This is a genomic window from Pseudomonas sp. 10S4, assembly GCF_034344865.1.
Classification (GTDB): domain Bacteria; phylum Pseudomonadota; class Gammaproteobacteria; order Pseudomonadales; family Pseudomonadaceae; genus Aquipseudomonas.
Genome location: NZ_CP133774.1, coordinates 5,650,500 through 5,675,736 on the forward strand (window position 1 = coordinate 5,650,500; position 25,237 = coordinate 5,675,736).

The 25,237-nt window shown below is 57.6% G+C and carries 15 protein-coding genes and 1 pseudogene; 8 read left to right on the forward strand and 8 right to left on the reverse strand.

The window, feature by feature from the left end; all coding sequences use genetic code 11:
• The first annotated feature begins 10 nt into the window (after nucleotides 1-10).
• Together RHM58_RS26495 and RHM58_RS26500 are read left to right on the forward strand one after the other, a co-directional pair.
• Nucleotides 11-3,190 carry an efflux RND transporter permease subunit gene (locus tag RHM58_RS26495; protein ID WP_201203433.1) on the forward strand — a complete coding sequence of 1,060 codons (3,180 nt, stop codon included), beginning with the start codon at nucleotides 11-13 and terminating at the stop codon, nucleotides 3,188-3,190.
• Nucleotides 3,187-4,608 carry an efflux transporter outer membrane subunit gene (locus tag RHM58_RS26500; protein ID WP_201203431.1) on the forward strand — a complete coding sequence of 474 codons (1,422 nt, stop codon included), beginning with the start codon at nucleotides 3,187-3,189 and terminating at the stop codon, nucleotides 4,606-4,608. Before RHM58_RS26495 ends, RHM58_RS26500 begins: the two co-directional genes overlap by 4 nt.
• 278 nt (nucleotides 4,609-4,886) lie before the next feature.
• On the opposite strand, the gene RHM58_RS26505 is transcribed toward RHM58_RS26500, so the two are convergent.
• From RHM58_RS26505 to RHM58_RS26515, 3 genes are read right to left on the reverse strand one after another with little or no spacing between them, the layout of a single operon-like run.
• Entirely contained in the window at nucleotides 4,887-5,852 is a 966-nt protein-coding gene (locus tag RHM58_RS26505; protein ID WP_201255201.1) for an HlyD family secretion protein, read from the reverse strand.
• A gap of 4 nt (nucleotides 5,853-5,856) precedes the next feature.
• Nucleotides 5,857-6,057: a DUF1656 domain-containing protein gene (locus RHM58_RS26510; protein ID WP_109631054.1), complete on the reverse strand. Its 201-nt coding sequence runs from the start codon at nucleotides 6,055-6,057 to the stop codon at nucleotides 5,857-5,859.
• On the reverse strand, nucleotides 6,047-8,194 hold the full coding sequence (locus tag RHM58_RS26515; RefSeq protein WP_322268665.1) for an FUSC family protein: 2,148 nt from the start codon (nucleotides 8,192-8,194) through the stop codon (nucleotides 6,047-6,049). Before RHM58_RS26515 ends, RHM58_RS26510 begins: the two co-directional genes overlap by 11 nt.
• Before the next feature lie 205 nt (nucleotides 8,195-8,399).
• On the opposite strand from RHM58_RS26515, the gene RHM58_RS26520 reads away from it, so the two are divergent.
• The 4 genes and pseudogenes from RHM58_RS26520 (at nucleotide 8,400) to RHM58_RS26535 (ending at nucleotide 13,850) form a co-directional block, all read left to right on the forward strand.
• Nucleotides 8,400-9,299 carry a bestrophin family protein gene (locus RHM58_RS26520; RefSeq protein WP_201255203.1) on the forward strand — a complete coding sequence of 300 codons (900 nt, stop codon included), beginning with the start codon at nucleotides 8,400-8,402 and terminating at the stop codon, nucleotides 9,297-9,299.
• A gap of 76 nt (nucleotides 9,300-9,375) precedes the next feature.
• On the forward strand, nucleotides 9,376-10,431 hold the full coding sequence (locus tag RHM58_RS26525; RefSeq protein ID WP_201255204.1) for a tetratricopeptide repeat protein: 1,056 nt from the start codon (nucleotides 9,376-9,378) through the stop codon (nucleotides 10,429-10,431).
• Nucleotides 10,432-10,682: 251 nt separating this feature from the next.
• Nucleotides 10,683-12,185, forward strand: a complete 1,503-nt coding sequence (locus RHM58_RS26530; RefSeq protein ID WP_201203409.1) for an ATPase domain-containing protein — start codon at nucleotides 10,683-10,685, stop codon at nucleotides 12,183-12,185.
• Nucleotides 12,182-13,850: pseudogene (locus RHM58_RS26535) on the forward strand (response regulator). The gene RHM58_RS26530 and the pseudogene RHM58_RS26535 overlap by 4 nt, the downstream one beginning before the upstream one ends.
• A 112-nt stretch (nucleotides 13,851-13,962) precedes the next feature.
• Here the strand turns inward: RHM58_RS26535 and RHM58_RS26540 are convergent.
• The 5 genes from RHM58_RS26540 to RHM58_RS26560 all read right to left on the reverse strand — a co-directional run bounded on the left by RHM58_RS26540 (nucleotide 13,963) and on the right by RHM58_RS26560 (nucleotide 20,515).
• The gene (locus RHM58_RS26540; protein WP_201203405.1) at nucleotides 13,963-14,340 is read right to left on the reverse strand and encodes a response regulator; all 378 of its coding nucleotides are present in this window, start codon (nucleotides 14,338-14,340) and stop codon (nucleotides 13,963-13,965) included.
• A 77-nt stretch (nucleotides 14,341-14,417) separates the two neighbouring features.
• Nucleotides 14,418-15,599, reverse strand: coding sequence for a hybrid sensor histidine kinase/response regulator (locus RHM58_RS26545; protein WP_201203404.1), 1,182 nt, complete (start codon nucleotides 15,597-15,599; stop codon nucleotides 14,418-14,420).
• A complete protein-coding gene (locus RHM58_RS26550; protein ID WP_201203402.1) occupies nucleotides 15,593-16,186 on the reverse strand; it encodes a chemotaxis protein CheB in 594 nt (197 codons plus the stop codon). Before RHM58_RS26550 ends, RHM58_RS26545 begins: the two co-directional genes overlap by 7 nt.
• A complete protein-coding gene (locus RHM58_RS26555) occupies nucleotides 16,183-16,998 on the reverse strand; it encodes a CheR family methyltransferase (RefSeq protein ID WP_201197594.1) in 816 nt (271 codons plus the stop codon). The genes RHM58_RS26550 and RHM58_RS26555 overlap by 4 nt, the downstream gene beginning before the upstream one ends.
• Nucleotides 16,999-17,023: 25 nt before the next feature.
• Nucleotides 17,024-20,515, reverse strand: a complete 3,492-nt coding sequence (locus tag RHM58_RS26560) for a response regulator (RefSeq protein ID WP_322268666.1) — start codon at nucleotides 20,513-20,515, stop codon at nucleotides 17,024-17,026.
• A gap of 263 nt (nucleotides 20,516-20,778) precedes the next feature.
• On the opposite strand from RHM58_RS26560, the gene RHM58_RS26565 reads away from it, so the two are divergent.
• Both RHM58_RS26565 and RHM58_RS26570 read left to right on the forward strand, forming a co-directional pair.
• Nucleotides 20,779-21,144 carry a response regulator gene (locus RHM58_RS26565; RefSeq protein WP_201256989.1) on the forward strand — a complete coding sequence of 122 codons (366 nt, stop codon included), beginning with the start codon at nucleotides 20,779-20,781 and terminating at the stop codon, nucleotides 21,142-21,144.
• Between the two features lie 296 nt (nucleotides 21,145-21,440).
• Nucleotides 21,441-25,217 carry a hypothetical protein gene (locus RHM58_RS26570; protein WP_322268667.1) on the forward strand — a complete coding sequence of 1,259 codons (3,777 nt, stop codon included), beginning with the start codon at nucleotides 21,441-21,443 and terminating at the stop codon, nucleotides 25,215-25,217.
• Nucleotides 25,218-25,237 lie beyond the last annotated feature (20 nt).

Consider the following 25,237-nt stretch of genomic DNA (forward strand, 5'->3'; position numbering starts at 1 on the left):
GACAACTCCGATGAATTTTTCCCAATTCTTCATTTCACGGCCGATCTTTGCAGCGGTGCTTTCGCTGCTGATCCTGATCGCCGGTGCTATTTCGCTGTTCCAGTTGCCGATCAGCGAATACCCGGAAGTGGTTCCGCCGACCGTTGTGGTCCGCGCCAACTTCCCGGGTGCCAACCCTAAAGTCATCGGCGAAACCGTGGCCGCTCCTCTGGAGCAAGCCATCACGGGCGTCGAGAACATGCTGTACATGTCCTCGCAGTCCACCGCTGACGGCAAGATCACCCTGACCATCACCTTCGCGCTGGGCACTGACCTGGACAACGCGCAGGTACAGGTGCAGAACCGCGTAACCCGGACCGAGCCGAAGCTTCCCGAAGAAGTGACGCGCATTGGTATCACCGTGGACAAGGCCTCCCCGGACCTGACCATGGTGGTCCACTTGACCTCGCCGGACAAACGCTACGACATGCTCTACCTGTCCAACTACGCCTTGCTCAACATCAAGGATGAGCTGGCGCGTCTGGGTGGTGTTGGTGATGTGCAGCTGTTCGGCATGGGCGATTACTCCCTGCGGGTATGGCTCGATCCAAACAAAACCGCTTCGCGTAACCTGACCGCCACCGATGTGGTCAACGCCATTCGTGAGCAGAACCGTCAGGTCGCTGCCGGTGCTCTGGGCGCACCTCCTGCGCCAAATGCCACCAGCTTCCAGCTGTCGGTTAACACTCAGGGGCGTCTGGTCTCTGAGGAAGAGTTCGAGAACATCATCATTCGCGCAGGCGATAACGGTGAAATCACTCGCCTCAAAGACATCGCCCGCGTTGAACTTGGTTCCAGCCAATACGCCCTGCGCTCCCTGCTGAACAATCAGCCGGCAGTGGCGATCCCGATCTTCCAGCGTCCAGGCTCCAACGCAATCCAGATCTCCAACGAAGTTCGCGACAAGATGGCCGAACTGAAGAAGAGCTTCCCGGAAGGCATGGACTTCAGCATCGTCTATGACCCGACGATCTTCGTGCGCGGTTCCATCGAGGCGGTGGTTCACACCCTCTTCGAAGCACTGATCCTCGTTGTGTTGGTAGTGATCCTGTTCCTGCAAACCTGGCGCGCCTCGATCATTCCGTTGGTGGCGGTGCCGGTTTCGCTGATCGGTACGTTTGCGGTGATGCACTTGTTCGGCTTCTCGCTGAACGCCCTGTCATTGTTCGGATTGGTGTTGGCCATCGGTATCGTGGTGGACGACGCCATCGTGGTGGTGGAGAACGTCGAGCGAAACATAGAACTGGGACTGACCCCGGTCGAAGCCACAAAGCGCGCCATGCGTGAAGTGACCGGCCCGATCATCGCGACAGCGCTGGTGCTGTGTGCGGTGTTTATCCCGGCGGCATTTATCTCCGGGTTGACTGGGCAGTTCTATAAACAGTTCGCCCTGACCATCGCGATTTCGACCGTGATCTCGGCCTTCAACTCGCTGACCCTGTCGCCAGCACTGGCTGCGGTATTGCTCAAGGGCCACGACGCACCGAAAGACCGCTTCTCCAAGGTGCTCGACAAGATCTTCGGTGGCTGGTTGTTCCGCCCGTTCAACCGCTTCTTTGTGAAGGCTAGCCATGGTTACGTCGGCACTGTAGGCCGGGTTATCCGCAGCAGCGGGATCGCCCTGCTCTTGTACGCTGGCTTGATGGTGCTGACGTTCTTTGGTTTCGCCAACACCCCGACCGGTTTCGTACCTGGTCAGGACAAGCAGTACCTGGTGGCCTTCGCGCAGCTGCCGGATGCCTCGAGCCTGGACCGTACCGAAGACGTAATCAAACGCATGTCCGACCTGGCACTGAAACAGCCTGGCGTGGAAAGTGCGGTGGCCTTCCCGGGCCTGTCGATCAACGGCTTCACCAACAGCCCGAACGCCGGCATCGTGTTCGTGACCCTCAAACCGTTCGACGAGCGTAAAGACCCGAGCATGTCCGCCGGTGCGATTGCCGGTGCATTGAACGGCAAGTTCGCCGGGATCGAAGAAGCCTACATGGCGATCTTCCCGCCCCCGCCGGTACAAGGCCTGGGCACCATCGGTGGTTTCCGTCTGCAGATCGAAGACCGGGGCAACCTGGGCTACGACGAGCTGTACAAAGAAACCATGAACATCATTACCAAAAGCCACAACGTGCCGGAACTGGCCGCCCTGTTCACCAGCTACACCGTGAACGTGCCGCAGGTCGATGCCGCTATCGACCGTGAAAAAGCCAAGACCCACGGTGTTGCCGTCAGCGACATCTTCGACACCCTGCAGATCTACCTGGGTTCGCTGTATGCCAACGACTTCAACCGCTTCGGTCGTACCTACCAGGTCAACGTTCAGGCTGAGCAACAGTTCCGCCTCGAGCCAGACCAGATCGGTCAGCTGAAAGTACGCAACAACAAAGGCGAAATGATCCCGCTGGCGACTTTCATCAAGGTCAGCGACACCTCGGGCCCGGACCGCGTGATGCACTACAACGGCTTCATCACCGCTGAAATCAACGGTGCGGCAGCCCCAGGCTACAGCTCCGGCCAGGCTCAAGCGGCCATCGAGAAACTGCTCAAGGATGAACTTCCGAACGGCATGACCTACGAATGGACCGACCTGACCTACCAGCAGATTCTGTCCGGCAACACCGCGCTGTTCGTGTTCCCGCTCTGCGTACTGCTGGCGTTCCTGGTGCTCGCGGCTCAATACGAAAGCTGGAGCTTGCCACTGGCGGTGATCCTGATCGTACCGATGACCCTGCTGTCTGCCATCACGGGTGTCATTGCTTCGGGCGGCGACAACAACATCTTCACCCAGATCGGCTTGATCGTACTGGTGGGGCTTGCCTGTAAGAACGCGATTCTGATCGTCGAGTTTGCCAAGGATAAACAACAGGAAGGCCTCGGCCCTCTGGCGGCGGTGCTCGAAGCTTGCCGTCTGCGTCTGCGGCCGATCCTGATGACCTCCTTCGCGTTCATCATGGGTGTTGTGCCACTGGTTTTCTCCAGCGGTGCCGGTGCCGAGATGCGTCATGCCATGGGTGTGGCGGTGTTCTCCGGGATGCTTGGGGTGACCTTCTTCGGTCTGTTGCTGACGCCAGTGTTCTACGTGTTGATTCGTAACTTTGTGGAGCGCGGTGAAGCGCGCAAAGCGGCCAAGGCCCTGAAACTGGAGTCGCAACAATGAGCCTGAAAGCCTTCCTGCCGAGCTTGCTGGTACTGGCCCTGAGCGCCTGTGCCGTCGGCCCGGACTATAAAACCCCTGCCACGGAGGCGGCCAACATCACGACCGCCACCGATGGCGCCAGCGGTCAGAAGAACTTCGACCGCTCGCGTTTCGAAGGCATCTGGTGGCAACAGTTTGAAGACCCGACCCTCAACCAGTTGGTGACGCAATCGCTGGACGGCAACCGTGATTTGCGGGTCGCTTTCGCTCGCTGGAAAGCCGCCCGGGCGATTCGAGATGACGTCAGCAATGACGCCATGCCAACCGTCACCAGCCGCGCCAGCAGTGACTTGGCAAAGGGACAAATCCCTGGCCAGACCAACCAGCGGGTCAATAGCGAACGCTATGACCTGGGCCTGGACATGGCGTGGGAGATCGACCTGTTCGGCCGTATCCAGCGCAACCTGGAATCGGCCAACGCCGAGCAGCAAGCGGCGGAAGCCGATCTGTACCAACTGCAAGTCACCATGATTGCCGAACTGGTGGACGCCTACGGTCAACTGCGCGGTGCGCAATTGCGCGAAAAGATCGCCCTGGCCAACCTGAAGAACCAGCAGGAATCGAGCAAGATCACCGTCAGCCTGCGTGATGCCGGCGTTGGCGATCAGCTCGATGTGGTCCGCGCCGATGCGCGCCTGGCTTCCGTCGAAGCCAGCGTACCGCAACTGCAGGCCGAACAGGTTCGGCAGAAAAACCGCATCGCCACCCTGTTGGGTGAACGTCCGGACAAGCTGACCGTCGACCTGAGCCCCAAGGATTTGCCTGCCATCGCCAAGGCCCTGCCGATTGGTGATCCGGGTGAACTGCTGCAACGTCGCCCGGACATCCTCAGTGCCGAACGCAAACTGGCTTCCGCCACCGCCCGTATCGGCGTGGCCAAGGCCGATTTGTTTCCACGGGTCAGCCTCAGCGGCTTCCTCGGCTTTACCGCCGGGCGTGGTTCACAGATCGGTTCCTCGGCGGCCAACGCCTGGGCATTGGGCCCAAGCATCACCTGGGCGGCGTTTGACCTGGGCAGCGTTCGGGCCCGTTTGCGCGGTGCCAACGCCGATGCTGAAGGCGCTTTGGCGACCTACGAGCAACAAGTGCTGCTGGCCCTGGAAGAGTCGGAAAACGCATTCAGTGATTACGGTAAACGTCAGCAACGCCTGATTTCGCTGATTCGTCAGAGCGAATCCAGCCGCGCCGCTGCTGACCTGGCAGAGATTCGCTACCGCGAAGGCACCGTGGACTTCCTCGTCCTGCTCGATGCTCAGCGTGAGCGTCTGGCGGCCGAAGATACCCAGGCCCAGGCCGAAGTAGATCTGTATCGCGGCATCGTCGCGATCTACAAAGCCCTTGGCGGTGGCTGGGCACCGGAGACGGTCGCCAGCAAGTAAGTTTTTAAAGAGCTCCTTTGGTTGGCAGTAACCAACCAATTTCTTCGCCCCGCGTCTCATTCGGTCGCGGGGCTTTTTTTGCCTGCTTCAAATGCAACGCCTATTCCTTGTGGGGGGCAGGCTTGTGTGGCGAGGGGCTTGCCCCCGTTCGGCTGCGAAGCAGTCGTAAAACCCTTTCACTCGGTATGCCTGACACATCAGCGTTACGGGTTTTGGGGCCGCTCCGCGACCCAACGGGGGTAAGCCCCCTCGCCACACAAGCCCGCGCCCACAGGGAGTTAGCGGTGATCTTCAGACTTGTGGGTTTCCATGACGGTGACTGTGGCGGTTGTTCCGGCGCGCAAGCTGTTTTTAGCGGCGTAGTCGGCGTCGATCCGGATTCGGACCGGCACCCGTTGCGCCAGTTTGACCCAGGTGTAGCTGGGGTTAATGCTGGCTAGCAGGCGACTGCCGGGAGCGTTCTCGCGATCGGCAATCGCAAAGGCAATGCTTTGCACCGTGCCACCAAATGTTTCACCGCTCATCAACTCGATCCTGACCCGGTCACCCTCCTCGATACGCGGCAGTTTGGTTTCTTCGAAGTACCCGCTGACATAAAACGAGTCGCTGTCCACCAGCGCCAGCAACGCGCTACCAGCCGAGGCATAGTCGCCCTGACGGGTCAGCAGGTTGGTGACATAGCCGCTAACGGGTGCTTCGACCCGGGTGCGCTGCAAATCCAGTTCGGCCTGACTCAGCGCCGCGATTGCCAATTGCACATTGGCTTGGGCCAACCCAAGGTTGGCTTGGTTGCGCAGCAACTCAGCCTGGGCCACCGCCACTTCAGTGCTGGATTTTTCCCATTCTTCGCCTGAGATCGCGAAACGCTGTTTCAGCGTTCGGCGCCGCTGCTCCTCGCTCTGACGCTGTTTGAGCAGCGCTTCACTGGAGACAATTGATGCCTGAGACTGGCCGAGGGCCGCTTTCGCCACTTCCACCGACCGCTTGGCCCGCTCCACCGCCAGGCTATAACGCGCCGGATCGATTTCCAGCAGCAGTTGCCCTTTCTGCACATGCTGGTTGTCCTGCACGCCCAAGCTGACAATTCGCCCCGTGACATCAGCGGACAGGGTCACCACATCGGCACGCACCCGGGCATCCCGGGTCCAGGGCGCACGGGTGTAATGCTCCCAGGCAAACCAACCAAGGATGAAGGCCAGCAACACCACCGCGACGGTCGCGAGTCGGGCAAGGATCTTCTTCAAGGCATCAGGCTCCCATGACCAAAATCAGCGTGGCGCAAACGCAGGCATACAACGCCCCTTCGAACAGTGCTTCATGCCAGACAAAACGCAGCACGCCCATGCGCCTGAGGATCCAGTCCAGCAGCAGAAAAATCGGTAAGGCCAACAGCAAGGCCTGGGCGATTGGCGGCAGATAGACGCCGCCAATTTCCAAATCAATGGGCAAGGGCCGGCACTCCTTCTGCGCCTGCAGATTGAAAGTAATCCCGGTATCGCTGCACAAACGACACCACGATCAACAACGCAACACGCATGCGGAACACTGACCACAGGTGCTCATGGACGACTACATGCAGGTCATCCATTTCGTCGCCCAGGACACGCAAGTTGGCGAGTAGCCGTTCAAGGTCAACCCCGGGACGCCTGGCGATCAATCTTCCGGTCTCACGGACTGCCGCCAATAAACGGTTTTGTTGCTCGGTCGTCAGTAAGGTGTTGCTCTGTCCTTGTTGCCTGAGCTGGTTCAACGCCACGCCCAGCGCCATGCAGCCGAGGCTGACTTCGAACAAGTCGCCGGTACGCCGATCATTAATCGCCGGTAGCAGCCCGAGCATCATGGTCAGGCGATCGACCATGCGACTTTCAAAGGCGAATTGCTGTTCATCGGTGGCAGCCACCTTAAGCAAGGCATAGACCTGCTCGCAGTTCTCATTGAACAACCGGCGCATCCGAAAAACCGGTCTGAACGGGAAGATCAAGGCGTAGACACTTAATGCCAGCGCGGTGGCGCAGATGTAAGCGCCGGAAAACTCGAACCACTGGATCGCACTGTTCTGACCGACCCCGATGTTTTGCGGCCCCAACAGCAGAAAAGTGGACAGCCCAAGACCAATGGCCGTCCCGGTGGTCGCCGGAGTGGTCAGCCCTACCGCGACGGCATACAGCAACGGCACCAGCAACAAGGCCAGCAGTTCGAAGTTACTGATCATCGGCAACAGCATAAATAGATAGAGCGCCGAAGCCAGCAGCGCCAGGCCCAGGCCCCGCGCATAACTCTGGGCCGCCAGCAGTGGTCGTGGAAACGTCGCCATCAGCGAACAGAGAATGCCCACCAGCACCATCCCGCCGCGTGCGCCGTCCCACCCGGTTTCGATCCAGATCAGGCCGGCCACCAATAAGGCAGTAAATGCGCGAATGGCGTTCATTGCCGCCAATGTGAAGTCCAGATGCAACGGGTTTTCCTGCCCGCGAAAGACGCAGCTCGCTTCGCGCCCGTCCTGTATCGCATCGCTCAGCTCCAGAATCTGCTCCAGTTGTTGCAGCAGCCGCGCTTGCTCCCAACGCAACGCCCAGACCAGCGAGCGCAAGGTGGCAGTCATGGTCTCGGTCATTTGTTCGGCTTTATAAGCCTGGTTATCAAAGCGTTGTTGCAGCGCCACGAAATGCTGGCGTGCTTGAGTCGATAACGATCGCCCCTGTCGGGCCAGTTCATCGAGAAAGGCCAATTCTTCGGCGCGTAAAGCCTGTATGTCTAGCGGCAACGCGCCTTGCCAGCGCTCGCTCAACAACTCTCGTTGGTGACGCAAAGCGGTCAGCCGAGAGGTCAGTAGCACCAGTTGATTGCCCAGCAACTGCACCAGGCCATTGGCACTGCGCAGCCGCGGCGCGTCGAAGTACAAATGTCGGCGCAGCCCTTCCAGCGCACTGATCTCGCCTAGTAGCTGCATCTGCCGACGATGGAAGTCGGCCTCGCTTTCTTCGGTACGAATGACGGCGGCGGCGTGAGTTGCGAGCAGCTTGATCACCTGATCGACCTTGGCGAAATAATTGCGAGCCACTGTCTCCGGTCGCGCAGTCAGCAGGCTGACCACGCACACGCAGGCGACCGCCAGCAGCGTCTCGGTCACCCGCGTGACGGCCAGCAGGAACGTGCCGTCCTGATCCGGCACCGCCAACAACGCGACGACCACCGCCGTGTAACCGCTGAGCACAAAAGCCTGGGAACTGGTGTAACGCAGCAGAGTGCCGCCAGCGGTACACAGCGCCAGCCACAACGCCAGGGTGATGATGAAGGCCAGCGGCGCCTGGGGGAAAATCGCCATGATCAGCACCGCGACCACGGCCCCTGCGGTAGTGCCGATGACCTGGCCAAAACTGCGGGCCAGGGCCATGCCGCCCAGTGGCTGGCTGACGATGACCACCGCCATGATCGACCACTTGGGCTGATCGAGGTCAAACAGGAACGCCAGATACAAGGTCAACAATCCGGCAACGATGGTTCTCAGGGCAAACAGCAGCGCCCCAAAGCCTGGGTTGAGCAGCATCTTGAAATATTGAAGCAACGGTTGCATGGGCGTGCTCATTGAGTCATCTAAAGCAAGCGTAGTCACTGCTTCAGCGGCTCGACAGGTTTCAGAGTCGACGCGTGTTGTAGGCAATTTCAATGATGAGTCAGACGTTTCCGATAGATACGCTCGATGGCTCCGTCAGCCATAGCGATTGGACAGAAACGCGCCCGCCCCCTAGGCTTTAAGCGCTGCGAAAGCGTCTCTTAATAAAGCCTTACCCATGATCGTGCGTCCCAAGCCGAACCTGATCGGCATCCTGTTTTCCCTCAAAGGCTCGATTGCCAAGCGCATTGCCTTGCGCAGCCTTTTGGTGACGCTACTTGCGTCGGTGATTGTGCTGATCGAGACCTGGCATCCGGAATCCTTTTCCAAGGTCAACGCCACGCCGTTTACGCTGCTGGGGTTGTCGCTGTCGATCTTCATGAGTTTTCGCAACAACGCCTGCTATGACCGTTGGTGGGAAGGTCGCAAGCAACTGGGGCAAATGATCATTGAGGTGCGCTCGCTGATACGCCAGACCCAAGGGTTGATGGACGCGGACGAACGCGAGCTGCTATTGCGCGAACTCTGTGGCTTCGCCCATGGCCTGATCGCTCGCCTGCGTCTTGAAAGTGAACCCCACGCCATCGCGCCGTGGGTCCACGACCCTATTGACCAGAAGCACCCGAACATTCCCGACGCGCTGTTGCAACGCATCGGCGCCCGCTGTTCGGAACTCGCCGAGCTCGGGCGAATCAGCGAGTGGCGCTACACCCAACTGGAGACTCGGCTGGTCAGCCTGAGCCAGGTCCAGGCCAGTTGTGAGCGAATCAAAAGCACACCACTGCCCTTCCCTTACACGCTGTTGCTGCACCGCACCATTTACCTGTTTTGCATCCTGTTGCCGTTTGCCATGGCCGAACCGCTGGGCTGGCTGACGCCAGTGTTCACCGCCATTGTCAGTTACACCTTTTTTGGTCTCGACGAAATCGGCGACGATCTGGAAGACCCGTTCGGCTTCGACGAGAACGATTTGCCGTGCAATGCGATTTTGCGCACCCTGGAGCGCGAAGTGCTGGCGGCGTTGGGGCAAACCGATTTGCCGCCGGCCCTCGAACCCATCGAGTACGTTTTGAACTGAGCCAGGGTTTGACTCAAAGCCTTGCCTGACCGAAGCTGACGACTTTGCAAAAGCTCGCCAGCCCCCGGATTCCTGCATGCCTCAGTCCCGCCGCTACCTGCTTATCAGTCTCTGCATCCTGCTTGCCATAGCTCTCGCCTGGTTTTTCATGCGCAGTACCACGCCCGTGGTGCCGGAGGCGATCAAGCATGGCTACAGCGACGCACTGACCAAGACACGCGCCGGGCAACCGGGGGCGGCGCGGGTTCTTTATCAGCAATTGGGTCGCCCTGATTTGTCAGTCAAACAGCGCCTCGGGCTGCTTGCAGAATTGCCGAATTACCCAAGCCCCCAAGCCTTGAAACTGGCCGATGCCGACATGCATAACATCTCGGTGGATGTCCGCGTCGCGGCGATCAAAAGCATTGTCGGCCTGGTCCCCACCGGGCAACGCAGCCTGTTGCTGGGGCCAATGCTCGATGACAGCGATCAAAGCGTACGCTTGGCCGCCGTCAATGCGCTGCTGGGTCTGTCGCCGGATGACCTGGGACTGTATTTCGGGCCGCTGCAGCAGGCCATCGATGTTTGGGAACTGACCCTCAAGAGCGAACCTGAAAGCGCCGACACACATTACCAACTGGCACGCCTGCACCTGCACAACGCCGAATTGAAAGAGGCGCAACAGGCGCTGGAGCGCACCTTGCAACTTGAGCCCGGAAACCTGCCGGCACTGGTCATGCAAATCGAAGTGCTGGACAAACAAGGCCAGAGCGATGGCGCCCGGCAGTTGTTGGCCAAACAACTGCAGACCCAGCCGGATTCCGCTTACCTGCAACATGCCCTCGGGCTCTGGTTGCTGCACCACGGGCAAAGTGAATTCGCCCTGCTCGGCCTTTCCAAAGCGGTTGAACTGGAGCCGGACAACAAGGATTACCGCTACGACCTGGCCACCACACTGCACGGTGAGGAAGAACAGGAAGCGGCGCAGAAACAGTTACAGGAAATCGTCCAGCGCCATCCTGCGGACCGCAAGGCCCGGGTGTTGTTGATCAATTACTGGAAGGAAAGCGGGCAGTTGCAGAACGTGCAGATCCTTCTTGCTCAGCTTGAGCAAATGAATCCGGATGACCCAGTATTGCAACAGGGCCTTTGATTTTACGAAGCCTCGATAAAGTCAAAAGATCGCAGGCTCCTACATCCATCGCGTCTTATCAGGTATAGCGGTCGAATCCTGCCTCCGTAGGAGCTGCCGAAGGCTGCGATCTTTTGATTTTTTACGCAAAAACAACAGTCGAATACAAAAGGTTGAACCGTCGTCTCGGCCAAGGGTCAAGAGAATCAGGCAGTCAATTCAGGCACTTCAGGCCTGCTGCCTCGCTTCCCCTGGTCATGAGAGGGCATTTTTTGTCTACATCTAACGAGTTGTTCAGTGCAAAAGCCGCCACCGGTATAGAAGGCCTGGATGACATCCTCGCCGGTGGATTGTCCCGCGGCCACGTGTTTTTGCTTGAGGGTGAACCCGGAACGGGCAAAACCACCGTCGCGCTGCATTTTCTCCTTGCCGGTGCCCGTGCCGGCGAGCGCTCGTTGTACATCACCCTGTCAGAAACCGAACGTGAACTGCGCCAAGGCGCGCGATCCCATGCCTGGGAACTGGATGAGAACATCCATATCTTTGAGCTGACACCACCGGAAAGCCTACTCAATGCCGAGCACCAGCAGAGCTTGCTGTATTCCTCAGACCTGGAGTTGGGCGAAGCCACCAAACAAATTTTCGAAGTGGTTGAGCGGATCAAGCCGACCCGTGTGGTCCTCGACAGCCTCTCCGAAATTCGCCTACTGGCCCAGAGCTCACTGCGCTATCGCCGGCAGATCCTGGCCATCAAGCACTACTTCGTGCGCTATGACGCCACCGTGTTGCTGCTCGATGACCTGACCACCGAGTCTCTCGATAAAACCGTGCACAGCGTGGCGCACGGGGTGATTCGCCTGGAAGAACTGACGCCCAACTACGGCGCCGAACGCCGTCGTATTCGCGTGGTGAAATACCGTGGTCAGAAGTACCGTGGCGGTTTTCACGACTTCACCATCATGGGCGACGGCGTCCATGTGTTTCCACGCCTTGTGGCAGCCGAACACCGTGGTGGCTATATTCGCCAGCAATTGACCAGCGGCATCAAGGAGATGGACACACTGCTTGGCGGCGGCATCGAAACAGGCTCCAGCACGCTGATCCTCGGCCCCGCCGGCACCGGCAAATCGCTGATCTCGATGATCTTCGCCGCAGCGGCTGTCGCCCGCGGCGAAAAAGCCGCGCTGTTTATCTTCGACGAAGAGCTGGGTCTGCTGTTGGAGCGCATGAAAAACATGGGCATCGACCTCAAGGCCTTGCAAGCCACTGGCAATCTGCTGATCGAGCAAGTGGACGCCGCCGAATTGTCTCCCGGAGAGTTTTCCTATCGGGTGCGTCGTTGCGTCGATGAGCGCGAGATCAAAACCGTGGTGATCGACAGCATTAACGGCTATCAAGCCGCGATGCCAGAAGAAAACGCCCTGGTGCTGCACATGCACGAATTGCTGCTGTACCTCAATCGCCGAGGCGCCGCGACGTTCATGACTGTCGCCCAACACGGCTTGGTTGGAGACATGCAGGCGCCGGTCGATATCACCTATTTGGCCGACACGGTCATTCTGTTGCGCTACTTCGAAGCCCTGGGCAAGGTGCGCCGGGCGATCTCGATCATCAAGAAGCGTACCGGCAGCCACGAATCGACCATTCGCGAGTACCGCATCAGCGGCAACGGCATGACCATCGGCGAACCGTTGGACGCGTTCCAAGGTGTGTTGCGTGGTGTACCGACCTATTTGGGCGCAAGCAAGCCACTGCTTGAGGAAGATAACCAGTGACGGCCCTGGCGGCGACATCCGAGCGCGCGATCATTCTCGCGCCGCTGGGTCGCGACAGCCAGATTGCGCTGATGATGCTCAATGAAGCCGGCTATGCCGGTGTCATCAGCCGTGACCTGGCGCAGTTGTGCAGCGAGCTGGAATACGGCGCTGGCCTGCTGCTGATCTCTTGCGAAGCGTTACTGGGCGCTGATCTGGCCCCCTGCTGCGGTTGATCGAGCAACAACCGGCATGGTCGGATTTGCCGATCGTGTTGTTAACCCACCACGGCGGGCCCAAGCAGAACCCGCTTCGCGACTTGGACCGCAGTTGGGTAACGTGACCTTTCTCGAACGCCCTTTCCACCCAGTGACCCTGATCAGCCTGGTCACCACTGCGCTGCGCGGGCGACGACGACAGTACGAAGCCAGGGACCGGCTGATCGATTTGAGCCAAAGCGAACTGCGGCTGCAAACCACCCTTGAAACCCTCGAGCAACAAGTCGAGGAACGCACCGCACAGTTACGGCACAACGAAGAAGCCCTGCGTCAGTCGCAGAAAATGGAAGCCGTCGGCCAGTTGACCGGCGGCATTGCCCACGACTTCAACAATATGCTGACCGGCATCATCGGCAGCCTGGAGTTGCTGCGCCGACGCTTGGCCCGTGGACGCACCGAAGACCTGGACAGCCTGATCGATCTGGGTGTGACCTCAGCCAATCGCGCGGCCGGCCTGACTCACCGTTTGCTGGCGTTTTCCAGGCGCCAATCCCTGGATTCAAAACCGGTGGTGATGAACACCCTGGTGACGTCAATGGGCGAGCTGCTGCAACGCAGCATCAATGAAAGCATTCACCTGGACATGCAACTGAGCGAACAGCTGTGGGTGGCCGAAGCCGATCCCAACCAACTGGAAAGCGCCCTGCTCAACCTGGTACTCAATGCCCGCGATGCGATGCCCGGCGGCGGCCAATTGGTGGTGAAGACCTTCAATCAACATCTGGATACGGGCTTCACTGAATCCCACGGCAACCTTCAGCCCGGGGATTACGTGGTGCTGAGCGTTACCGACACAGGCTGTGGCATGCCGCAAAGCACCATCAATCGCGCGTTTGATCCGTTTTTCACGACCAAACCCATCGGCCAGGGCACCGGCCTCGGATTGTCGATGATTTATGGCTTCAGCAAACAGTCCCGTGGCCACGTCACTATCCAGAGCGAAGTCGACAACGGCACCACCGTTAACCTTTACCTGCCCCGCTACCTAGGCAACCTGGCGCAGGATCCCCTCGTCGACATCGAGCAAGCGCCTTTCGCTCAGGACGGTGAGACCGTGCTGATTGTCGAAGACGATCCGGCGGTTCGGGTATTGGTCAGCGCGGTGCTGAGCGAGTTGGGTTATGCGTTTGTCGAGGCCGGGGATGCCAACAGTGCGGTGCCGATTCTGGACTCCGCCCAGCGAATCGATCTATTGATCAGCGACGTCGGCCTGCCGGGAATGAACGGCCGACAATTGGCAGAAATCGGCCGTCAGTACCGGCCGGGTCTCAAGGTGCTGTTCATTACCGGGTACGCCGAGCATGCCGCCGTGCGCAGTGGCTTCCTCGACCCGGGCATGCAGATGATTACCAAGCCGTTCACCTTCGATTTATTAACGGCGAAGGTACGGGAAATGATCCGGATCTAAAGCACAACATTCGCGTAGGAGCTGTCGAAGGCTGCGATCTTTTGATCTTGTTTTTGAACAGCAAGATCAAAAGATCGCAGCCTTCGGCAGCTCCTACGAAGATCAAAAGCGCTTAAGAGAGCATTTCCTGCATGAGTTCCTGCAGCACATCCAGATCGAAAGGCTTGCCCAGAATTGGCGCCTTGCGGGTGATCGGGCTGTCGGTCTCACGGATTTCCTGCGGATAACCGCTGATAAAAATCACTTTGAGCTCCGGACGCAACTTCACCGCTGGCTCGGCGATCTGCACGCCGGAAATCCCGCCAGGCAGTCGGAAATCGGTAATCATCATGTCCAGGTGCGGTTTGCTCGAGAGGATTTCGAACGCTTGCTCGCCGTTTTCAGCCTGCAGTACGCGGTAACCCTCACCCGACAGGTAGGCAGACAACACCATCAAAATCGAGGGGTCATCCTCGACAATGAGTACTACATCTTGCGCATCTTCACTCATGGGAAGCCTTTGTTCGGTCAATAGCTGCTGATACGACCGTGGGGTCGTTCAGAGGTTGCGTCTATCTGGCTGTTTTCCTACAGCGGCAGACAAACGCGAAATAAGGCGCCTTCGTTGATTTTGCTCTCGACGACGATGGATCCGCCATGGGCGGCAACGATTTGCTCGGAAATAAATAGCCCAAGCCCAAGCCCTGCTACAACGGTCTTGGCTGAAACCCGTTCGAACTGTTGAAAAATACGCTTCTGGTTCTCTTCACTGATGCCGATACCTCGATCCTGGACCTCGACCCGGGCCTGACCTTCGTGACTGTACACCCGCACGCCAATCGGGCCTTTGCCACCATAACGCAAGGCGTTGGTCAGCAAGTTGGAGATCACCTGCTCGATACGGAACTCATCCCACCGACCTTCCACCGACTCATCAGCTGTAAACGTCACCGCTGACTCGGCGGCATCGAATTGCGGCGCAAAGTTTTGCAGCAGATCGCCCACCAGCTTCTTCAGGTCGAAGCGACTCGGTCGGATCGACAGCTTGCCGGTGCGAATACGTGACACGTCCAGCATGTCTTCAATCAGCCGGATCAGACTTTTGATCTGCCGCTCATCGCGATCAACCATGGCGTGCATCTTGTCCAGGGTAAACGCTGCGGCGTTGTCCCGGGCCAGGTGCATCTTGCGCAACTGGGTTTCGAGGATCAGGCCATTGAGCGGTGTGCGCACTTCGTGGGCGACGATCGACATGAAGTCATCGCGCATGCGCACCGCTTGTTCCAGTTCGTTTTGGGTGTTCTGCAATTTCTTGAGCAGCGCTTCCTGTTCGCGGCGGCTCTGCTCCAGGGCTTCGACCTGTTGCTTCATCGCTTTGCTCTGGCGATACAAGTCGACGAAGACATTGACCTTGCTCTTGACCGCGTGGATATCCAGCGGCTTGTGCAGGAAGTCCACGGCGCCGCTTTCATAGCCTTTGAACGCGTAGTTCAGCTCACGACCGGCGGCACTGACGAACACGATTGGAATGTTTTTGGTCTTTTCCGTGCCGCGCATCAGCTCGGCCAGTTCAAAGCCGTTCATACCCGGCATCTGCACGTCGAGAATGGCCATGGCGAATTCGTGCTGCAGCAACAGCGACAACGCTTCGTCCGCCGACTGCGCCTTGTAGACCGTGCGATCTTCGCGCCTGATCAACGCTTCGAGGGCCAACAGGTTCTCCGGCAGATCATCGACGATCAGCAGTTTGGCTTGAATATTACTCAGCATGCTATTCGTTCCAGCTCGACAAGCAGACGGCCGATGCCGCGGACAGTAAGAATGTGGTCGGGTTGATGCAAATCCAGCGCAGCCTTGGGCATGGTTGCAACTTGGGCTTCGTGCGGATCTTGCACCACCGTCAGGCCACCGCGGTGTTTGACCTGAGCCAGGCCGCTGGCGCCATCGCGGTTGGCACCGGTCAACAACACGGCGGCCAGCGCGGGCCCGTAGGCGTCGGCGGCAGATTCGAACAAGTAATCGATGGCCGGCCGCGAATAGTGCACGCGGTCCTCCAGGCTCAACGAGAAACTGCGGTCCTGCTCCACCGAGAGGTGATAGCCGGGCGCTGCAAAATAGAGCGTTCCGGGGTCGACCAAGGTCTTGTCACCGGCCTCCACCACTGGCATCGAAACTCGCCGGGCAAATACTTCGACCAGCTGACTGCGGCGTCCGTCAGGCAAATGCAGCACCACGACGATCGGCAGCGCAAAACCTTCGCGCAGAGGGCTGAGGATATTCAGCAACGCCTCTACTCCGCCGGCTGAGGCGCCGATCACGATAGCCTCTACGGTAGGCAAACCGGCTGCACTGTTCATGATTTACGGTAAATCCGTTCGTGTTTGACCAATGGCTCGAACTGCTTGCCGAATGCCGAAAAATCCGGAGTTTCCTTGCTGCCCAACACCAGAAAACCACGATGACACAGCGACTCGTGGAACAATCCAAAGGCACGATCCTGAAGCTTTTTATTGAAATAAATCAATACATTGCGACATGAAACTAATTGAGTTTCTGAAAAGACACTGTCCGTCGCCAGGCTGTGATCGGCAAAGGTCACGTTCTCACACAGGCTCTTGTCGAAAATCGCATAGCCGTAAGCAGCCGTGTAGTAATCGGCGAATGAGCGCTGGCCACCGGCCTGCTGGTAATTAGCAGTGTAGGCGCGGACGTTCTCCATGGAGAAAATTCCCTGTTTGGCTTTGTCCAGGGAGCGAGGGTTGATGTCGGTGGCATAGATGATCGTGCGGTCGAGCAAACCTTCTTCGCGCAGCAGGATCGCCATCGAATAAACCTCTTCACCGGTGCTGCACCCGGCAATCCAGATCTTGATCGAGGGATAGGTCTTGAGCAGCGGCACCACTTCCTTGCGGATTGCCAGAAAGTGCGAAGGATCACGGAACATCTCACTGACCGGGATCGTCAGCAATTGCAGCAACTGCATGAACGCGGTCGGATCGTGCAGGACTTTTTCCTGCAGCGCCGAGATGGTGGTGCACTCGAACTGACTCAGCGCATGTGCAACCCGGCGTTTGATCGACGCGCCGGAATAGTCGCGAAAGTCATAGCTGTACTTGAGGTAGATCGCCTCGATCAGCAGCCGCAATTCGATTTCGGTATTCTTTTCCACTAAAAGCTTTCCACTAGAGGCGTTCCTAAATGCGTTCCATCTTCGGTAACCACACGCGAATCAACGAGAACAGGCGATCCAGGTCGATAGGCTTGGCCAGGTAATCGTTGGAACCTGCCGCCAGGCAGCGCTCCTGATCGTCCTTCATGGCCTTGGCCGTCACCGCGATGATCGGCAGCTTGCGCCAGCGCGGGTCCTGGCGGATCAAGGTCGTGGCCTCGAAACCGTCCATTTCCGGCATCATCACATCCATCAGCACCAGGTCGATGTCCTCGACTTCATTCAATCTTTCAATCGCCTCACGACCATTTCGACCGATCACTACGACTGCACCCTTTTGCTCCAGCGCACTGGTCAGGGCGAAGATGTTGCGCACATCGTCGTCCACCAGCAGCACCTTGCGCCCCTCGAAGACCTTGTCGCGACTGCGGGCGGTCTTGAGCATCTTCTGCCGCTCGTGGGACAACCGGGATTCGACTTTGTGCAAAAAGAGCGTCACTTCATCCAGCAGACGCTCTGGCGATCGGGCACCCTTAATGATGATCGAACGCGAATACTTGCGCAGGTCGGCCTCTTCGTCCCGGGTCAGGTTGCGCCCGGTATAGACGATTACCGGCGGGAACGAGCAGATGTCTTCGGTAGACATACGCTTGAGCAGATCGTTGCCGAGCATGTCCGGCAGTTTCAGGTCGATGATCATGCAATCGAAAATCGTCGTGCGCAGCAGGTCCAGCGCTTCCTGGGCGAAGCCGACGGCGGTGATCTCGATGTCTTCGTCGCCGATCAGACGGGCAATGCTGTCACGCTGCAAATCATCATCTTCCACCAACAGCACCCGTTTGACCTTCTGGGTCAGCTTGGCTTCCAGGCGGGCAAACACGTCCTTGAGCTCTTCGCGAGTGGTCGGTTTGACGGCATAACCGATGGCGCCCATGTGCATCGCAGCTTCGACCCGGTCTTCGACCGAGATCACATGAACCGGAATGTGCCGGGTTTCGGCGTGCTCCTTCAGGCGCTGCAACACGGTCAGCCCGGAATGATCCGGCAGGCGCATGTCCAGCAGAATGGCGTCGGGGATGAACGCTTTGGCCAGGTCATAGCCTTCGTCAGCGCCATGGGCAACCAAGCACTGATAGCCCAGTTCGTGGGCCAGGTCATAGAGGATGTGTGCAAAATTCTCCTCATCTTCCACCACCAGAATGCAGCGCGTAGCAAACGGCGCGTTGGCGCGGTCATCATCGAAACGCGGGATGTCAACGTCGGCAATCAGCGGCACCAGCGCGGCAACCGGGGCGCTCGACGAATAAGCAACCGGAGTGACCCGCATCGGTTCGACCGGCTCATCACCCGGCTCGACGTATTGCAGCGGCAACACCAGGGTGAACGCACTGCCCTGCCCCCGCTCACTGCTGACACTGATCGAGCCGCCCAGCAAATTCGCCAGGTCCCGGGAAATCGACAGGCCCAACCCCGTGCCGCCATAACGGCGATTGGTGGTGCCATCAGCCTGGCGGAAGGCTTCGAAAATGCTTTCCTGCTGCTCCGCCGCAATACCGATCCCGGAATCGCGAACGATGAAGGCGATACCTTCGCCAGCCTGACTGGAAACAGTCAGGCTGACGTTGCCTTTTTCGGTGAACTTTACCGCGTTGGACAGCAGGTTCTTGATCACTTGTTCCAGACGCTGGCGGTCGGTGAAGATCATCATCGGCGCACCAGCCTGCAACTCAATCTGGAAATCCAGCTTCTTGTCCGTGGCCATCGGCTCGAACATTGCGCGCAAGCCATCCACCAGACGCGTGACGCTGGTGTTTTCCGGGCGTATTTCCAGCTTGCCGGCTTCAACTTTGGAAATATCGAGAATGTCGTTGATCAGGTTGAGCAGATCATTGCCGGCCGAATAGATCGACTCGGCGAACTTGACCTGTTCGGCACTGAGGTTTTCCTGAGGGTTTTCCGCCAGCAACTTGGCCAGGATCAACGAACTGTTCAACGGCGTGCGCAGTTCGTGGGACATGTTGGCGAGAAATTCGGACTTGTACTTGCTGGAGCGCTGCAATTCTTCGGCTCGATCTTCCAGTTGAGTCTGGGCTTGATTGAGCTCGGTGTTCTTCTCATCCATGGCGTCGCGTTGATCGGCCAGGATCTGCGCCTGCTCGGCGAGCTGTTCGTTGGTCTGCTCCAGTTCCACCTGCTGGGTTTCCAGGTGCGCCTGGGATTCCTTGAGAATCCTCGACTGCTCTTCCAGCTCCTCGTTGGCGGACTTGAGTTCTTCCTGCTGAACCTGGAGCTCTTCGTTGAGCTGCTGGGTTTCGGCGAGTACTTCCTGCAAACGCTGGCGATAGCGCGCGGCTTCGATCGAGGTGCCGATGTTGCCGGCAATCAGCTCGAGCAGTTCGATGTCACGGTCGTTCAACGGGCGCAGGAAGCCGAGTTCGATCGCACCATTGATCTGGTCATCGTCGCTGGTCGGCACCACCAGCACACTGTGCGGCAAACCTTGGCCCAAGCCAGAGCTGATTTTGAAGTAATCGTCAGGCACGCCATCCAGGCGAATCATACGTGCCTGTTGCACCGCTTGACCGACAATGCCTTCGCCGTCGTAGATCGACTGACCCTGCTCTTCCTGCTCGCGGGACAAGCCGTAAGACGCCACGCGTTTAAGGCCGCCATGGTCTTCACGCACGTAAATGGCCGCCACGGCGGTGCCCAGGTACTGCGCGCAGAACTTCAGGATATTGCGACCCAACAGGTTGAGGCTCAGTTGCCCCAACACCTGCTCGGCCAGTTCGGTCTGGCCATTGCGCAGCCAGGCTTGCTGCTCCAGACGCCCGGCACTGGCTTGTTGCGCTGCGAGGTTGGCACCGTAGCTCTCGGAAAGATTGAGCAAGTCACGCCGGCCGACATACGCCAGCAACCCACTGATACCGGCCACGAACAGCAGGTACAGGGTGATGCTCCAGATCGTGGTGCGGCGCACGTCTTCGTTGCGCGTGGTGCGCAACTGCTGCTCCATGTCGATCACGTCTTCAAACTGTTTGCGGATTTCATCGGTCAGGCGCTTGCCGCGCCCGGCCTTCACCGCACCGCGGTAATCGCCACTGGCTCGCTGCAGATCGATCATCGATTGCGCGTAGGTGGCCCAATCGGTTTGCAAGGCCTGGAGCCTGTGCAAACGATCGGTCTGGACCGGGTTATCAGCCGTCAGTTCGAGCAAGGTATTGAGGGCCACCGCGATTCTCGGCTTGGCCGTTTCGTAGGGGTCCAGAAAGTGCTCGTCGCCGCTGAGCAGGAAGCCGCGCATCCCGGTTTCCAGATCAACGGTCAGCTTCACCGCTTCATTGGCGTTATTGATCACCCGGTCAGTGTGCTCGACCCACTGAATGACGGATAACAGATAAGTGATCAACGCCACAAAGAAAACTGCACTGATCACGCCCACACCCAGCGGCAAGCTGACGTTGCGGCTCAAGAGTTTACGGAATCGTTGCTCATCAACCGAAGGCGCAGAGGTCATGGGGAATGCCTTGTCGAACTGTTGAAAACCAAGGAGTTTGCCCCAAAACGGCCGCGCTGATCTAATTTTCTGACAGGTTTGATGGCAAATTCCTGCAATTAACTGCTCTTGATCAATGCCGCGCGTTATCCTCGCCGGTTCTTGTACCGCTATTGTTTTTTGTATCGGGTCGGGAACTTGTCGGGGTCCGACAATTACTCAAGCAAGAGACCGGCGTTTTTGATCGGCCGCCGACCCACCACTCCACCATTGAGAGCCCTACTATGTCCTCCAACGCGTCCATCATTCTTGTCGTCGAAGACGATGCCATCGTTCGCATGCTGATCGTCGATGTGTTGGAGGAACTGGAATTCAAGGTGCTTGAAGCGGATGGCAGCGAAAAGGCCCTGGAGTTTCTCAATGACGAAGACCAGTACATTGACCTGATGATGACGGATGTCGGCTTGCCGGTGATGGATGGTCGCGAGCTGGCCACCCAAGCGCGAATGCTGCGCCCCGAGCTGCCAATCCTGTTTGCCAGCGGTTATGCCGAAAGCATCGATGTGCCAGCGGACATGTTTGTCATTGGCAAACCGTTCTCCATTGACCAGTTACGCGAAAAAGTATCTGGAATACTATCCGCCCGCTGAGTTATTGCGTGCCCCTTTCTCAATGGCTCTTGTTTGCGCACAAACAAGAGCCATCCTTATTTAACAAACCTGCCCTCCTCCCTAAATAAACATCGCTGAAATAACTGGTTCAAATAACCATCTGGCTATCCGCATCCATTCAAACTAAGTTGCGTCTCGGCACGACTCACCGCCCGTTCATTATTTTCAATAACGTGTGCACAGCCGATATAAAGCCAGACAAAACAGGCACCCTCTCTTATTTAAAAGAGCGACACTGACTGCCTGAAATCTACTAAACCTTGAATGGATTCAAGATGAACAACACCAGCAACTGCACCATCGCCGACCGATACCTTTCTCGACCAGCAGGCACTTCCTACAACATTGTCGATCCAACAAGCAGCAATGACAGTGAGCGACAGGAAGTTATCAGCAGATTGAATACCATGCTGGCTGATGACAGCACAGGATTCGCCCCCACCTGGACAATGCCGCTTATTTCCCTGGAGCGCGATTCAAGTCTTGAGCACTTGATGGTGCCCGGCATCGAACTGTTAAAGCGAATGATCAAGAAAGACGCATTTCAACAGGTCTTGAGCAGACACCGGTTATCCGAAGACGCTGTGTTTCAAGTCGAAGAGAACGGTCGCATCACCGCACTGACCGTAAACTTCACCTACGACCTGACCAACCGAACCAAACTTGACCCCGAACTGAACGACGACCTGGAAACCCTCGCAGAAATGGCGGCGGTACTGGGTGGCGCGGTGACACTCGACGACCGGGTCAGCCTGACACAATGGCTCAGGTTCCACGACCATGTCATCCCGAAAACAGCCGAAGACACCCAACATCTCATTACGTTGCTGGAACTGCGCCTGCCGAAAAGTCCGCTACTGGGCAACTACTGGGACATGCTCTCGGTAGCTAACGACAGCCCGGTCAGTCTTAGCGACACCCAGCGTCGCCAAATCAGAGCCTTGACCCACTATTACACTCGGGGTCGAGGGAAGTTACTGGATCTTCTGTCGCAAGTTGCCCTGGGGCGGCAGATCACGACCCTCAACCAATCCGACGCCGATGAACACCTGCAGACACTCGCGTCCCAAGACATCGCCGCCTCTTGGGCCGAAGGCTATATCAAGGAACTGGAGTGGTATGGCGCATCGAGCGATGAGCCGTTATCCGATGTGTATAGACAGCAAGTTATGCTGACAGCGGTGCTCTTGGACATGCACCCGTCCATTGGCGAAGAGGAACCTCGCAATCATGTCGCCGGGTTTAATCTCTATGCCACTGAGCATGTTGAACACTCTTTCGCTGCCGTTCGGACAGCGTTGGAAAGTCATCTGGTTGCCAAGGCTGGCGTTAGCGAACAGACCGCGCCTCTCGCTGCCCATTTACTGTTAGCCGGCGCCGCGCCTGAATTCCTGGTCAAAGACTTGCCCTCGACCCTGCTGCTGGGCACACCGCAATGGGTTGAATTTTGTCGGACCGTGGCGATGGTGGAATTCAACGAGCCGGGCTCTTCGCGCCTGATGACGTATGCACAAATCAGAAAACTGGCAACGATTGACTGGTTGGATGAATCGCTGACGACGCTCAACAGCTTGCTCGCCATGGACACCCTCCTCGACTGGGCCCTGCTCAACGGCATTATCACGCTGGCCGACGTGCAGAATGCCCGCACCACGGCCATCGGCACCGCGACTTCCGCTTATGAAAAGCACCTTGGGCTCTTTGCCGAGGTCCAGGCCAAATTGTCGAAACCATTCCCTACAAGGCGGGATATCGCATTAAATATCCTGAAAATCACAGCCCCTGATTGCGATTTTATTGAAGATGAAATTCTGCGCAAAAAGAGCCCACACGCCCCCCGTCCGGGATTTGTGACATCAGAGCCGATGTCATTGGTAGAGTTGCTGATGGCCAATGAACTCGGCTCCCGCCAATGGAATATCGCGAACAACAGCCTCTATGACATTTATCCGTTTATAAACAATGAAACCTACCGGTTGAAACCCGAGTTCGATTATTTGTTCAGCCGGGCTCATACCCAGTTCTCGGAAGCCATGAGCAGCAGTTTCAAACTGGCTTTTACAACACTGCCACCGCTTGATCGAAGGCGACTGTCACAAGGACAGGTTTCGTTATTTACCGTCCGACCCTCCGTAGCGATCGTCCCCACGCCAGAAAATACATTCACGCTGAACCCGTTTAAGTTACTTATTCACACCGCCACCGAACTTACCCAACTGGGTTACAAGGAAAATCAGGCCGACAAAGATGCCGCTACCGGACGTTATGGCGTGGTGATCTGTGCTTACTTCGAGAATAAGTTGTATTGCTACGAACTGTTCACACTGCACGGCGTCTGCCGTGAAAATCCCGCGCTCGCCGAACTGATCAGCCATAACGGTTTGTTGAATCAGTCCCCACGCACGGATTTCTCTGGAAGTGCAAACCGCTACGGTCCTCCCTCAGCAACCTATCGTTTGCCGACTGATATCGAGTGCTATACCCACGGCGTAAACCCCGGCATCCAACCCACCAGCATTGGTGTGATTGAAAAGCTCGCCGTTCTTCCAGTTGCCGCTACACACTCAACCCGGCAAACCCGCGGTTATTACCATAGCTTTTACAGTGGCGAGTTCAACGAACTTGCAGCGTTCATTCAGAAGCACCGTCCCCTGGCGACCTATGACGAGCTATTAAAAGAGTGCTGGGGACAGACCAAACTGGAGAGGCTGCGGGCCGAGTACGATGGTGTTGTCGACACAGTGCTCAACGTCATTGTCCCGTTCAAATCGTGCATTCAGGACATCCTTTCGGACGACCCGGATCGCCGGGCAGAGGGTTGGGCGTCGTGCACCCTTGAAGCGGCCATGACACTTCTGTTGGTGGTCGGCGCGGTTGCCAAGGTTGTCAGCATTGCCGCCAAAACCGCTTCCGTCGCGGCAAAGGCCGCCAGCATGGCGAGAGTGGGCGTCGGTTTGTTGAACAGCGTGTTCAACCCACTGGACGGCATACCCGCCTTGGTACGCAAGGGCGTGAAAGTGTTGAAGCTCAGGAAACTGGGCACCGATGTACTGGAAAACGCCACGTTTCAACTGCGCAAGCTGACCGGCAGCGCGCAATCCTATGACTTGCTCAAAGCCGCCAACCGTGCAGACACTGGCCTGAGAACCTGGCGTCCATTGGCGTCGTCGACAGACTCGCTCGTCGTCTTGGCCACACGCCACAACGACCAATGGTACGCGTTGAATCGTCAGGGCCAGGCCATTGGACCAAAGTTAAAAAACTTTGACTTCCTGAACGTGCTTCGCCTGCCGGGCTTTCACAAACGCATGCCAGTGGTCTACAGCCGCAAGTTACTTAAGGACGCGTTGCCGGCAGCCCGGAGAAAAGTGGATGAGGCCATTAAAGTAATGACCAACAGCGCATCGGAATATGATTCGGGTTTAGTGCTGAAGCTGCTCATGGGAGACAACTCCCCCGAGGCTCGAAGAAAATTTCTGGACGCCCTTCAGGATGTCAGGAATGACCTGGCGAAGATTACTCCCGACAACTTCATCCTCGATACCAAGACACAAACAGGCGCCCTGGCTTCGCTTAACCCACAGGAGTACCAAAAGTGGAGAACAGCCAGCCAGGCTGATGCCCCTCAAACAAAATTCATGCGGATTTTCCCGGACAATTTCAATCGGCAATTTCGCAAGGAGGGATTCAGTCTGAATGTGCCCGCCGATGACCTGATCCATGAAGTGTTCCACGGCGCCCCCAATACGCTTGACCACGCTTATGCCAATGTGCCGCTGTCAGGCCGCATCGGCAACCAGCAGCGCCTGGATGTTACGCCACTGATGAACCTCGCTTCGGGTCATCTTCGCGACGACAATCTTAAGTTACTCAGTAAAACGATGGCTTTTGATAATGCGGATTCATTTGCCATGACCACCGCCCTGCTGAGCCAGTCTTCACGCAACAATCTTGTATTCCTGGAAAACATTAAAACCTTGCAGAAAGCCACTGACAGAAGCCGTGGAGGCTATATCGACTGGGAGGTCTTGCTTAGTTTCAACCCGGTTTGATCGATAGCCTGGTTGCCGGG